The organism is Bacteroidia bacterium (genome assembly GCA_041391665.1).
Lineage (GTDB): Bacteria > Bacteroidota > Bacteroidia > J057 > J057 > JAGQVA01.
The window spans coordinates 1,852,901-1,866,017 of record JAWKNO010000001.1; the positions used below are offsets into that span (position 1 = coordinate 1,852,901).

At 47.9% G+C, this 13,117-nt stretch carries 10 protein-coding genes; 2 read left to right on the plus strand and 8 right to left on the minus strand.

Features of this window, described 5'->3' with window-relative positions; genetic code table 11:
• Nucleotides 1-139: 139 nt before the first annotated feature.
• From R3D00_07795 to R3D00_07820, 6 genes are all read right to left on the minus strand, one after another.
• On the minus strand, nucleotides 140-1,594 hold the full coding sequence (locus R3D00_07795; protein MEZ4773069.1) for an alpha/beta hydrolase-fold protein: 1,455 nt from the start codon (nucleotides 1,592-1,594) through the stop codon (nucleotides 140-142).
• 375 nt (nucleotides 1,595-1,969) lie between these two features.
• A complete protein-coding gene (locus R3D00_07800) occupies nucleotides 1,970-2,800 on the minus strand; it encodes an anti-sigma factor (GenBank protein ID MEZ4773070.1) in 831 nt (276 codons plus the stop codon).
• Nucleotides 2,801-2,804: 4 nt separating this feature from the next.
• Nucleotides 2,805-3,347: a sigma-70 family RNA polymerase sigma factor gene (locus R3D00_07805; GenBank protein MEZ4773071.1), complete on the minus strand. Its 543-nt coding sequence runs from the start codon at nucleotides 3,345-3,347 to the stop codon at nucleotides 2,805-2,807.
• Nucleotides 3,348-3,416: 69 nt separating this feature from the next.
• Entirely contained in the window at nucleotides 3,417-6,371 is a 2,955-nt protein-coding gene (locus R3D00_07810) for a VIT domain-containing protein (GenBank protein ID MEZ4773072.1), read from the minus strand.
• A 234-nt stretch (nucleotides 6,372-6,605) separates the two neighbouring features.
• Entirely contained in the window at nucleotides 6,606-7,385 is a 780-nt protein-coding gene (locus R3D00_07815) for an alpha/beta hydrolase (protein ID MEZ4773073.1), read from the minus strand.
• Nucleotides 7,382-7,636: a hypothetical protein gene (locus tag R3D00_07820; GenBank protein ID MEZ4773074.1), complete on the minus strand. Its 255-nt coding sequence runs from the start codon at nucleotides 7,634-7,636 to the stop codon at nucleotides 7,382-7,384. The genes R3D00_07815 and R3D00_07820 overlap by 4 nt, the downstream gene beginning before the upstream one ends.
• 99 nt (nucleotides 7,637-7,735) lie before the next feature.
• Here R3D00_07820 and R3D00_07825 point away from each other — a divergent pair, with 99 nt between their 5' ends.
• Nucleotides 7,736-8,695, plus strand: coding sequence for a type II CAAX endopeptidase family protein (locus tag R3D00_07825; protein MEZ4773075.1), 960 nt, complete (start codon nucleotides 7,736-7,738; stop codon nucleotides 8,693-8,695).
• Here the strand turns inward: R3D00_07825 and R3D00_07830 are convergent.
• Together R3D00_07830 and R3D00_07835 are read right to left on the minus strand one after the other, a co-directional pair.
• Nucleotides 8,667-10,277: a T9SS type A sorting domain-containing protein gene (locus R3D00_07830; protein ID MEZ4773076.1), complete on the minus strand. Its 1,611-nt coding sequence runs from the start codon at nucleotides 10,275-10,277 to the stop codon at nucleotides 8,667-8,669. The two genes, R3D00_07825 and R3D00_07830, sit on opposite strands and share 29 nt — an antisense overlap.
• A 24-nt stretch (nucleotides 10,278-10,301) precedes the next feature.
• Nucleotides 10,302-11,300 (minus strand): hypothetical protein, encoded by a 999-nt coding sequence (locus tag R3D00_07835; protein MEZ4773077.1) that lies wholly within the window; start codon nucleotides 11,298-11,300, stop codon nucleotides 10,302-10,304.
• Between the two features lie 106 nt (nucleotides 11,301-11,406).
• On the opposite strand from R3D00_07835, the gene R3D00_07840 reads away from it, so the two are divergent.
• A complete protein-coding gene (locus tag R3D00_07840) occupies nucleotides 11,407-12,999 on the plus strand; it encodes an FAD-binding dehydrogenase (GenBank protein ID MEZ4773078.1) in 1,593 nt (530 codons plus the stop codon).
• Nucleotides 13,000-13,117 lie beyond the last annotated feature (118 nt).

Below are 13,117 nucleotides of genomic sequence, written 5' to 3' on the forward strand. Positions count from 1 at the left end.
CGGCGCAAATCCGGTGGGTTCGAGAGCCTCACCCACCGGCAAAACGGCCCAGCCACCGGATTTTATGCCTCCGGCAAACATAATCCCGCCAGTCTCTTCTCAAATAGGGACGACCCGGCGGAAGGGGTTCATCATAATCCTACTCTCCCCGATAACTGAATTTTTTCACAGCTTCGGTATTTCCTGCTTTAACGTGGCATAGGTAAATTCCCGCTGTCAGTCCCTGGTTTTTCAGGTTGATGGTGAGTTTCTGATGGCCGGCTTGCACGGTGTCGGAAAATATGATCCCCGCGCTGCGGCCACTCAGGTCGGTGATTTCGATGGTTACTTTTTGGGTTTTCTGTAAATCGATTTTCAGGTACAATTGCTCCCGCACGGGGTTGGGATATAGTCTTACCGCCGGTGGCGTAAGTTTGGGGTCTATCGCGGTGGAAGCTGCCGGGGTGCGGTACAGCCAGATGTACGCGGCTTCAAATTCTCTGGCCCAAAACCATTCGCTGTGCTGTCCGTCGGACTTTTCGACCGAAAGGACTTCATCCACACCAAATCCTGCGGCGTGGAGGGAATCTTCCATCCGGTGCATATCGGCTACATAACTGGCGCCTTCCTGGTTGCCGATCAGTTGGTAAATGCGCATATCTGCCTGTTTGCCGGTACTGGTTATATGTTGATAGGCTTTGGCTCCGGCAAACCAGTACGCCGATGAAAATGCGCCAACCTTACTGAATGTCTGCTGAAATTTTATCCCCGCATAGGTGGAGATCAATCCGCCCATCGAGCTGCCCATGATGCCGGTCGATTCTCTGCCGGGGCGTGTACGGTACAGACTGTCGATATGAGGCTTCAGGGTGTTGATGAGAAAATCTACATACAAATCGCCCTGCCCGCCGCCGTAGCTGGGATTTACCCAGGGGGAATATTCATCCAGACGGGCACCTCCTCCATTGTCCACGGCTACTACTATGATGCCACTGTCACCTGAGGCGTACAGGTCGTTGAGGGTTTCATCGACCTTCCATTCACCGGAAAAAGAGGTATAGCTGTCAAATACATTTTGTCCGTCGTGCATATAAAGTACGGGATATGTACGGCTGTTGAGCGCATAGTCGGGCGGAACATATACCCACACCCGCCGGTAGCGGTTGAGCTGCGGCATATATACGTTGTCGGAAAGAATGGATACGTTTGGCGCTGCACTGGTCTGTCCGCCGCCGCCGCCACTCAGGTCTTCCCAACCGAGAATCTGTAGATTGATGGTGTCGCCATTGCCATAAGTAAAAGTGCGGTCGGGGATAAATCCGCCGTTGGCATTGGCTTCTACTTTTGGCCAGCTCCCGCGGGTAAATTTGAAGGAAATCGTACCGGTTCCTGCCGCGATGACAATGCCCAGCGTGTTGTTGACGGTGTCTTTGGTCAGTTGATAACCTGCATTTCCGGGATCCCATCCGTTAAAGGAGCCGGCAATATAGATGGGGTCGCCGGGAGGTGTATTGGCGGGGATCGCGTTGACGATGATGGTTACCTGGCCAAAAGAAGTAAGGCAGGTAAAGAAGGTTAGAAGGAGTAAAAACTGTGTTTTCTGTAAAAATTTCATTTGAAAATTTTTGCAAAGATAGGGTTTCGGAATTGTAAAGTAATTGGGAATTTCTATGAAACTTCCTGTCTGCATTTGTTGATGCGTTCAAAGGCAGGGGATGATCTTCGATCTGAGGTGATGGGGTTCACGCAGAGTACGCAAAGGAATCGCAGAGTTTCGCAAAGGGGTCTGAGTTATGCTGCGTGGTGGTTGGGGCTTTTTTGCAGGATTTTTTGTTTTATTGTGTTCAGTATCTTCGGTATGTACCCAACACCCAACAGCCAACACCCAACACCCAACAGCCAACAGCCAAAACCCAACACCCAACACCCAACAGCCAACACCCAACACCCAACACCCAACACCCAACACCCAACACCCAACACCCAACAATCACCCCAATTTTCCAAGGAGAAACATTTGATCGAGTGTAGGGTTCTCACTGCCTCCGCGGGGCTCAAGGGTAACGGCAAATGCAGCTACATTGCCAGTGGAGGAGATTGACTTCATGTGGAGGAGGTCGGTGGTATTGTCAAACACACCGAGGTCAACGGGTTTATCGTCGATGATGGCCCAGAGTTGAAATTGTTTATCAGTTGCCGGGCTGAAAAGGTTCCCGACGGAAAGATACAATTCGTTGGAGGTTTTATCCCAATAAACGCGTGCGGTATATTCGGGTGCATTTTCGAGGCCGTTCAAGGTTACTATCTGGGTTTCTGATGAACCTAAACTTTTGAGTTGTTGGGAAGTGCGGTTATAATTTTCAGCAAGTACCTGCTGTTGCTCTGTGAGCAGCGCCAATTGTTTGCCGGTTTCTTCGAGTTGGAGGTATTGGAAGAGGTTTATGCCTACACTGAGAAGGAATGCAACCGCTGCGGCAATAGCGATAAATCGCCAATTGATGCGGCGGGGAGAAGAAAGTGGCTGAATGTTATCCGGTTTTTCTTCTGTAAGTGGAGGTACAATATTGTCAGTAACATCACTAATATCTGACTTGTCTTCTTCTGCGATTTTCAGTTTGATTTTAGAGAGCAGATCATGGGAAGGTTGGCGCTCGTACAACCCGGCGAAAGCTTCGAGTGATTCGCGGATAGCCGATATTTCTTCCCTGATTTCGGGGAAGGTTTCGGCGTAAGCTTCTACCTCGCGCGCCTCCTCAGGAGGGAGTTTTCCTGCCACATACAGTTCCAGGTTACCGGATTCTATGTATTCCCGAATGGTCACTTTCTTATGGGTTTAAATTCTCTCTCAATATTTTCAAAGCAGATCGAAGTCGCGTCTTTAGTGTACCCAATGGGAGTCCGAGGTTTTCGGCGGCCTCTTCGTGGGTATAACCAGTCAGATAAACCATCTCAATCACTTCCGAATGCTCTGGCCTGAGTTTGTTTACCCATTCCCTCACACCGATATTGTCGGGGTTGAAGGAGTAGGTTTGCTGTTCAGACTCGATAGATACGGGATTGGAAGGATTTTGGATTTTTTGTTTGAATTTAAATTCTGCCGAGCGAATCCTGTCGATAGCGGTATTGCGGCAAATATTGAGCAGCCAGGTAAATAGTCGCCCTTTGGAGGTATCATAACTGGCGGCATTTTTCCAAACTTTTACAAACGCATCCTGCAAAACATCCTCTGCAATTTCCTGATCTCCGACAATGCGGAATATGATCCCCAGCAGGTTGGTGCCATACTGGTGATAAATCTGATCAATCGCCTTTGTATCACCTGCCAAAAGCAGGGCTACAATTTGCGCTTCTGTGAGGATTTCCGGCATATTCAATGGGAAATTAGCAAGAAGGGCGCGTGCATGCAAAAAATATTTTCATCGGACAGTCAGGCAGAATTATTCAAAACTCAATTCTCCGACTTCTATGACTTCACTTTCTGCTTCAAGCCGGAGGGTGATTTGTTTTGTCTGTTGATTTTTCCGACCGTAACCCGTGATCAGTTTAAGCTGGATATTGGTCGGCCCTGCAATCCGCTGCTGGCGGGTTCCATAATAGTTTACCTGCACTTTGTATTTTCCTTTCATGGCTTTTTTGAGCAAAAATTCTTCGGGTCCATATCCTCCGGTAAAATCTGAAGAAATCATTCCGCCAATTTCCGTAGATGTGTGCTGGTAATAACATTTTTCTCCCCGGGGATCAGTTACCCAAAGATCCATATCCACGGCATCTGCATCCCAATCCAGCACCACGCGAATGTCTGTGGGAAGATCTGCCAGCAGCCGTTCGTCTATTTCCTGAAGATTCAGCGGCTGCGTACTTCTTGCGATGACGGCGTTCATTTCCTGTGCAGTGAGAATACCGATTTCGGGAAAACGGGTATCCCATGGAGTACTTACTACCTTGTACAACTGGTCCACCGCTTCCTGATATTGACCTTTGTCAGCAAGCGTCAACCCGAGGTCGCGCCAGGATTGGGGTTCTTCGGGGCGTATTTCTGTGATTTTTTTGAATATAAAGATGGCTTCATCATATAGGCCCAATTGCTGCAAGCGGCGCGCAACTACACGCAACAGCTCGTGGTTTTCGAGTTCCATCTCTGCGATATTGGACAAAACCTGCAAGGCAATATCGTCCTTTCCTTCATTCTGGAAAAAGTTAGCGACATCCAGAAAAAAGGCGGGGGAAACGGCATAGGTGGATTTGAGTTCAAGATAGGTCTCAAACTGGCCTGATTTGGTTGCGGCTTTCAGTTCGGTAAGGTAGGGCATGTCCGGATTCCATTCCCTCAGGATAATATCGCTGGTTACGGTTTCTTCGTCCGTTGTTTCATCTGCGACTTCTTCAGATTCTCCGATATCATCAAAACTTCCAAAATCATCATCGCCCCCAAAATCACTCCAGGCTCCATCGTCAGCTAAGTCACTGTGCACCGAATTGCTTTCCAATAGTCTGCCTTCATCTTCCCGTTTGGACTGTTGTTCGTAGGGTTTGTCGGGAATGGCAAATTCTCTTTTCCACCATTCGATCCGGCTGTAAAAACCTTCAGCAACCAGATCAAGATGGCTGAGTAATTCGAAGGTTTCCGCTTCTTTTTTCCGGGCGAGGAGATCTGCATACGTTTCGCGGAGCTCTTCCGGCGGGGTGATTTCGTGGGTTACATAGTCTTCTACCCGGTCAAGTACGAGGAGCGAAGTTTCACGGGTCAGGAGCGAAAACCGTTTGCCGATAGCCAAAATCCGGGACTTGTTTTTTTCGTGCTGGAGATCAAGCTCACGGAGTGTTTTTCCCGCCCAGATGGTGCTTACGGGTACAGCGCTTACGGCATCTTTTAGCCGGTCGAGGTAAATAACCTGACTGCGCACGACATTTCCGTTGAATCCATAATTGAGGGTGATGGTCGCCTCGTCCCGCAGCAAGATTCCCGCCATGGAGAAAGTCTGGTTTACCTCCTGCGGAAGAGAAGGCGTAAGGGCAGATACTTCGGTGGGATTAAAGCTGGCAGAAATAAACTGAAGGGAAGAGGAATTTAGGGTTGTAACAGCCTCTGTTGTGGAGAGTTGATTGAGGTTGACAAATTTCCCTCCGGTAGCCCGGGCGATATGGCGAAGGAGCGAAAAATCGGCAGCATTGCCCGATGTGAGGGTGTGGACAGGTTTGCCGGTGAAGTCAAATTCGTTTTCTCCGAAGGTTGATATTCCGTCAGTTACGAGCAGAAATTCATCTGCTTCATATTTTTTCAGATCCAGTGCCTCCAGTCGCGTTGCACCGTCGTTGGGCAGATTTTTGACCACTTCGGTAAAAGCAGCTTTTTCCTGTCCGGAAAATGATTGTGCAGGTTGAGGAAGAATGTGAAAGGGAACGAGAATAATGTCAGGGTTGTTGACAGATTCGAAATACTGGTTGAGCACCGCGAGTTCTTTTTCTCTGTCTCTACCGCTGGCAGAGTGAGATTGATCCCATAGTACGCATACTTTGGCCGGGGATGATTTTTTTATCACCGGAATGGGCGGAACTTCTGCGGTAAGGTAAAACCAGGCGGAGTCCCGGGATATGCCCTCTACCCATGCCCGATGGTCTTTCTGACCTTTGGGAACTACAAAAGCCAGCCGCTGGTCGGGGAGATAGTCATTAAATGTCTGGGATGCCCGGTAGGCTTCTTCCCATCGGCTAAAAAACAAGTTTGCAAGTTCGTTTTTGTCTGTTTTAGGTTCAATTTCCTGCTTAAAGACGGAAACATCTACAGAAAACACTTTGACTTTATCCGGAAAATTCATGGGCAACTGATACAGCCAGCCCTCCGCTGACGTCGGCAATTCCTGCTGATAAGCTATGACAATGCGTTTGTAACCCTCCGCCGGTATGGGGTAAACACGGGCTTTGAAGTTGTTTCCCTGACTCCATTCTGCAAGGCCCGGGTCGATCTGCTGCCTGACGGTTTGTTCGTAGGCTACCCGTGCTTTAGTCTTTTCTACGGGTACGCCTTCGCGCAATTTGCCATTGACATCCATGGCAAATCTGGTAACTGTCTGGCCGTCTGCCAGCGGGAAATACCATTGTCCTTCCAGCAACCGGTCCATAGGATTAAAAAAAGTAATGTCAAGGGTAGTCGTCGCCATGTTGCCCGTGACCTGTACATTCAGATGGATTTCTGAAATGGAAAGAGGGTGAGAAGCGGTATCATCATCCGATTTGACAAGAAGAGCAGGTGGCGGGCCGGCAGGAGTTGGTGTTTCGGCAGCAACCGATTGTGGTTCAGGGGTTTGGGTTATTTTTTTTGAGGGGTTACAACCCAGTAGAGAGATTAGCAGCAGGAGGGATGTGACTTTCGTCTTCGGGAGAAATGATTTCATTCGATTGTTATAAAATACGAATATTCGTAATTGTATATAATTATATTATACCTATAATTGTAATATAATTTTCTGCAACAGATTTGACTACATGAATGTAAGCAGCTTACGGCAGAAAATAAAGTGATTGTGAGAATCTAGTCCTTGTTCTAAGCATTCGCATTTAACCTTTCATTTGTATTCCTTATTACCGATTAGATCAGCAGGTTTGTCCGAAAGGGTAAATCTGCTGATTTAGTTTACGTGCCCGGAGATAATATTTTTGATAAAGGCAGCTGTTTTTTCCGGTTGTTCGAGCGGAAACATGTGTTGTCCTTCGAAGGGAATGAAGGTTGTCTTTGAGAAGATGCGCTGTTGCTGGTGAATATTTTTTACCGGAACGACTCCCTGTGTGGCATACATATAGTAGCTGGGCACGGTGGGTTTTGTATTGCCGATTTTGGCGGGTGTGGTAGCAAACAGTTTGCTCTCCAGCGATCGGGGAATGGTGAGTTCAAATCCTCCGGAGGGAGAAGGCTTCAGCCCGTAGTTGATATAGGCATCGAAGGCTTCCGGATCAAAAGCTTTAAACAGCGATTTATTCTTCCAGTAATGATAGGCTTCATTCCGGCTGTCAAATTTTTCCCTCCGGCGGCTGGCCTTTTTGGCAATGGGGATTACCTTTTCAGAGATCCCCAGAGAATGCACAATGCCCATTCCCAGCCGAAACCACCAGGGGAAAATCGGCGGATCGAGCATGATGATTCCTTTAAACAGATCGGGTCTTTCGATCGCCGCCCATAAAGTAAGTACACCACCGAAAGAATGCCCCAGGCCCCAGACCCGTTGTTGACTTCGCGTTTCTACATTTTCAATCAACTCCTGAACCATGGGCCGCCAGGTTTTGCCAGGCTGATATTCACCTAATCCAAAAACATCGACATAGGAAACGGTATGTGGCTGGAGGTGGTGGAAGAATACTTCGTATGTTCTCGCTGGAAAACCATTGGCGTGGGAAAAGAAAATCTCACTCATTGATACAGATCAAGGAAAAAATTGATAACCGCATAAAGTGCCACCACAGAAAGATCGACAGATTCGTAATCATAACTTTCTTCCGGTTCTTCCTGCTCCTTCAGGGGTTGGTAGGAAAACATTGTACGGAGAGAATCTGTGGCAGGCATTTCTGCACAGGTTTTGGAGGAAAAAGGCTCAGGTTTCATACACAAACGGTATGATGAAAAACCCAAAATCAGACTGATGGTAAGAATATACAGGTATTTCATTTGCCAATGGTTCCTTCTCTATACGAAAATGCCGGGGCAAAGGACGAAAAATCTTCAGGAAATTGCCAATTCTCACGCGTCTTTCGTTATTTGGCCTATATGGAAAAACACAGCTTTATCAACCGGGCTTCCAGTGGCAACAACAAATGGCCATTGTACCTGGCGGTGATCGTTTTACTGGTAGTGGGAAATGTGATTATTTCTATTCCTATCAGTTTTCTTTTGTTGTATCTGGGGGTAAATCCTGCCGATTTGCAGAACCTTGACTCGATCAACCCTGAAGATTTGGGGGTACACCCGGCGTTAGGGCTGGCAATCCTGATTTTACCTTTTGTGATTTCGATTCCAATCTTGTGGTTTGGGTTGAAATATATTCACAACCGCCCATTTTTGTCGCTGATTTCTCCGCTAGACCAGATCGACTGGAAGCGGTTGTTTGTGGCAATGGGCTTCTGGTTTTTACTGATGGTAGGGTTTGAAGTAGTGGCTTATCTGACAGAGCCTGAAAATTATACGTGGACATTTAACGCCGCGACATTTTTTCCTTCCCTTCTGGTTGTATTGTTATTGATTCCTTTGCAGACCTCGCTGGAGGAACTTGTATTCAGGGGGTATTTGTTGCAGGGATTTGGTTTGTGGTTTAAACGCCCATGGGCTACGGTTTTGCTGTCTTCGGTATTGTTTGGCCTGATGCATATTGCCAATCCCGAGATCGGTGAGTTTGGGTATGGGATCTTGTTGTATTATATCGGGTTTGGGGTAATCATGGCCGTGATTACTGTGATGGATGAACGAATGGAAATCGCTTTGGGCGTACATGCCGGGAACAATATTTACGGCGCGACTGTAGTGACTTTTTCCGGCTCAGCCCTTCAGACGCCCACTTTGTTTACAATTGGTGAATATCACGTGGGGCTAATGGTTGTGGTTAGCCTTATCGCTTCGGCGATTTTTATTATCATCATGATGCGAAAATACGACTGGAAGGATTGGGGGAAATTATTTGAAAAAATCACCCCTGAGGAAGATATCATTGAACCACCAGTTTCTTTACCATAGCTCCATCTTTCCATTTAATTCTGATGAAGTAGATTCCGGGAGAAATATCTTTCAGGGAAATTTCTGTAAAAGCATTGACAACAGAGCCCTGAAAGACCCGGTTGCCCCGGAGGTCGGTTATATCCAGAACAGGCTTTGCCGAAGCGGGTAAGAATGTCTTAATCTGCACAAAATCCGAGGTGGGGTTGGGAAATATTTGGAAGGATTCTGTTTGCAGTAAGTCTGTTATACCAACAGACTGGCAGAGATTTTCCGCTTCAGCGAAGCTGGAATAGGTAGTGCTATCTACGAGCACGCCTATTTCGAAGAGCGCATTCACATTTGTTGCCGTGTCGGTGCTGTTTAAAACCAGCAAAGGAATATCGGTAAGGGAAGCGGTCAGCGTATCGAGTGAAAATCCCGGCATCGTATCAGCAATGCCACCAGTTTCTCCCTGCTGATTCATCCTGAGGTAATACCAATTGGGGTTAATGCCTGTAACATCATTGGCATAACCACAGGCAAATAACTGACAGTTGTCAAGCGCAAGGAGATCGCTGATCGTGCCCTCAGCGCTGGCTCCGTAAGTTTTGTTCCACAGGTGATTTCCCAATTTATCCACGGAGAGAATATAAGCCTGGCCTGTCAAAGCGCTGAGGCCGTATTTTCCGGTGATGATAATTTCATCGTCGGCTCCACGCACGGCATCGGCAACAGAGACATTGATATTGTGGCCTCTGATCCATTCCAGCCCAGATATTTGCGGATTGGTTTTGAATATGGCCATTCCCAGAATCCCATTGCTTAAAGAGGACTTATTGATGACGCCGGAAAATGATCCGTCGGAATTTTCGGTGATGGAGACAAGGTCATCAAACCCGGCAAAAGCAAATCTGCCCGAATTGTTGCCATTCTCATCAAAAGAATATATACCCGAGGCAAAGGATTGGCCAAACCAGTCGCGAAAGGAGACGGCCACCTGCAAGTTGCCCGACTGGCCGAGGAGCATATCATTAAATTTAATATCGTAGTCTGAGTGGAAAAAATACTTTAGCCATTGTTGTTCGCCATCCGGACTCACTTTCAGGAGAAAACCATTGTCATTATTGTCAAAGGAATCTGTAAACCCCGCCACGTAAAGGGTATCGCGGTGGACAAGGATTTTGGTTGGAGTATGGCGGGCATAATTGCCATAGAGCCTGGCCCATATCAACTGACCGGTAGAATCAATTTTGTAGATAAAGGACTTGGAATCTGTAAAAGGTGCAGGGCTCAGCTGACCGGTCACATAACTATTTCCTGCCGCATCTGCGATACTGCTTTTGGGAGAAACCGTCTGAGGGTTACCGATACGTCTGGACCAGAGGTATTTTCCTTCGCTGTCCACAACGACCATGGCGGAAGCATGTGTACAACTGGTACCTGCGCATGCGAGACTATAGCCCAGCATGAAGATTTTTCCGCCATATTCGTGGGCGCAGACCGATCGCTCGCGAAAGGAGTGGGAGATGCGGAGAATTTTCTCTGAGTTCAGGACAAAACCGGAAGGTTGTCCGTAGAGGAATCCAATATTGAGGAAGAGGAAGATGTAGCAAGTTTTCATGATATGCGAGTATCGGAAAAAAAATTATTTATTCACCGGACAGGCGCCAATAAATTTCTCCTTTACGGTTTTTTCGTTGCTGATATCCTGGTAAAATAGCGCCAGGTATTTTTGATTTTCTTTCGTCATTTTTTTATTCAGCCAGGGGAAATCGTTGATTAAGGCTTCGAGTTGAGGGCGTATTTTCTGAAATTTTTCGAATGCGGATTCAAATTCTGCCTGACTTCGGCAAATAGAATAGAAGCGTCTTCGCTCAAAATTTTCCATAAAAGGCGCGGTATAAGGCGCATTTACCCAACCCGACCAGTCAAAGTCGAAAGGGATAATGAAGGGCGGTTCTTGCGGGTTGTGCTGAACCAGTTTGATGTTTTTCTCAATTTTAATATCCCAGTCCGTATTGCCGATCATATATTGAAACAAAAATACCAGCAGGGTTTGTTCCCTTTCAGTACTGTCAGGAGGAAGATTTTGCGCTTCAATAAGTTCGCCGCCCAAACGCTCGGCAAGCATATCTTCATCTTCAATGAGAAAGGCAAATTTTTCCATTGGCTCCATTCTGCCGAGGACATCTTCATAGGTGACTTTCACCAGACGCACCTGGAAGCTGTAGGGCGTAAGCAAATGCAGCATACGGTAGGCGAGATATTCACGCAGGACATACGCTTCGTCGGTACAATGGCTGACCAGCTTGAGTTTGCGGTGATTTTCAAACAGCGTTTCAGGTATATCTTTTTTCTCAAATTTGATCCGCATGGGCGGAAACTCGCAGTTTTGCTTTTGGCGTCGGAAATGCCCTTTGACGAGGATTTCGCAGTCTAGGCGGATGTTGGAGCCGGCCATTTGATAAAACACCGTTGCCGGGTGATCAGGCGCATCATCGGACCTGTCGGCGAGAAACTCCACCATCGGTGCCACGAGACGGAGATGAAGGAGGGAGTCAGAAGCAAACAGATCATTAGCCTGGCCCCGAACATTCGTGAGCGCAAGCAAGAGCGGCAGAGATAGTAGCAGGTATCTATTCATTTTTGGGGAAATAAAGACTCTACGATACCAAATTTACGAGGTTAACGGTGAGAGTTGCGAAAGTATTTTTTTACTATTTTACAGGTGCATATTTATTTTTAACCCCATGACCTCTGACGTAATCATTATTGGCGGCGGCCTCGCAGGAATTACCGCTGCTATCGAACTCCTCGACCGCAACTTGCGGGTAATCTTACTTGACCGCAACGGCGAGGATCGTTTGGGTGGCCTGGCCGTATGGTCGCTCGGCGGGCTGTTTTATGTAGATTCTCCCTTCCATCGAAAAGCGGGGATCAAGGATAGCACCGAACTCGCCCTCAGTGACTGGCTTTCTGCTTCAGAATTTGATGATGACGACATCTGGCCCCGACGGTGGGCCGAACACTACGTCAGCAACTGTACGCAGGAAGTCTATGAATGGCTCAAACCCAAAGGGGTAAAATATGTGCCCTCCGTGCAGTGGGTAGAGCGGGGGCTTTTCCGGCCCGGCAACTCAGTGCCCCGGTTTCACCTTGTCTGGGGCTCCGGACGCGGGCTGGTCAATCATCTGACGAGTCATCTGTCGCAACACCCCAACCGGAAAAATCTGACTCTGATGTTTCGCAGCGACGTAACAAAACTGCTTACCCATAATGGAAAAGTAAGTGGGGTAGTGGGGAAAAATCTCGATAACGGTCAGCCCTTCGAAATAGAAGCCAGCCATGTGATCGCCGCTGCGGGAGGTATTACCGGCGATGTGAATGTAGTCAGACAACACTGGTATAAGCCCTGGGGCGCACCACCCGAAAAAATGCTTTCGGGATCGCATCTTGTCGCCAACGGCGACATCCACCGCCACGTCCAAGAAGCTGGCGCCCATGTCACCCACCTCGACCGGCAGTGGAATTATGCCGCCGGAGTACACCACCCGGATGCAGATCACCCGGATCATGGCCTGAGCATCATTCCCCCCAAATCTGCCCTATGGCTTAATTACCACGGAGAGCGTATGGGGCCCATGCCGCTGGTTTCTGGTTATGACTCCCGCTACCTGGTAGAACGCATCTGTCAGGAACCCAAAAAATACTCCTGGCAGGTGATGAACCGCAAAATCGCGGACAAAGAACTGGCAGTTTCCGGCTCCATGTACAACGATGCGCTTACGCAGCAGAAAAAATGGGCATTTGCCAAAAATATTCTATTCGGCAACCGCGAACTCGTAGACACGATGATTGCCCGATGCAAGGATTTTGTTGTTGCAAACACGGTCGAAGAACTCGCCGGAAAAATGAATGCCCTTACCGGGGAAAAAGACATTCACCCAGAAATCCTTCGGAAAACCATTGAAGCCTATGATGCTACGATTGACCGCGGAGAAAAATACTTCAACGACGAACAACTTCGACGAATCGTTCATCTCCGTCAGTATAGCGGGGAGCGGCTTCGTACGTGTAAGTTCCAAAAAATCATGGACAGCGGCGCTTTACCGTTGATTGCCGTCAGGGAGTTTATCCTCGCCCGGAAAACCATTGGCGGCATCAAAACGGACCTGCAGTGCCGGGTGCTGACACCCGATGATCAAGTAGTGGAGGGGTTGTATGCAATCGGAGAAGCCGCGGGTTTTGGTGGCGGAGGAATTCACGGACTGAGAGCGCTGGAAGGCACGTTTTTGGGAAATTGTGTGTTTAATGGGAGGGCGGTTGTTAGGGGTATGGTTTAGTCTGGCGGGAGCCCCGTACCCCGTTAACGGGGTACGTTACAAAAAAATATTGTAACTTATACCCCAAATATAACCAATTCCCCCAAAATCTTTTCATTTTCATTGAACTTTTTTTTCT

Coding starts and splice junctions, on each gene's coding strand:
- R3D00_07820 (MEZ4773074.1), bottom strand. CDS start 7,636: ATGAAATACCTGTATATTCTTACCATCAGTCTGATTTTGGGTTTTTCA.
- R3D00_07835 (MEZ4773077.1), bottom strand. CDS start 11,300: ATGAATAGATACCTGCTACTATCTCTGCCGCTCTTGCTTGCGCTCACG.
- R3D00_07815 (MEZ4773073.1), bottom strand. CDS start 7,385: ATGAGTGAGATTTTCTTTTCCCACGCCAATGGTTTTCCAGCGAGAACA.
- R3D00_07805 (MEZ4773071.1), bottom strand. CDS start 3,347: ATGCCGGAAATCCTCACAGAAGCGCAAATTGTAGCCCTGCTTTTGGCA.
- R3D00_07840 (MEZ4773078.1), top strand. CDS start 11,407: ATGACCTCTGACGTAATCATTATTGGCGGCGGCCTCGCAGGAATTACC.
- R3D00_07830 (MEZ4773076.1), bottom strand. CDS start 10,277: ATGAAAACTTGCTACATCTTCCTCTTCCTCAATATTGGATTCCTCTAC.
- R3D00_07825 (MEZ4773075.1), top strand. CDS start 7,736: ATGGAAAAACACAGCTTTATCAACCGGGCTTCCAGTGGCAACAACAAA.
- R3D00_07795 (MEZ4773069.1), bottom strand. CDS start 1,594: ATGAAATTTTTACAGAAAACACAGTTTTTACTCCTTCTAACCTTCTTT.
- R3D00_07810 (MEZ4773072.1), bottom strand. CDS start 6,371: ATGAAATCATTTCTCCCGAAGACGAAAGTCACATCCCTCCTGCTGCTA.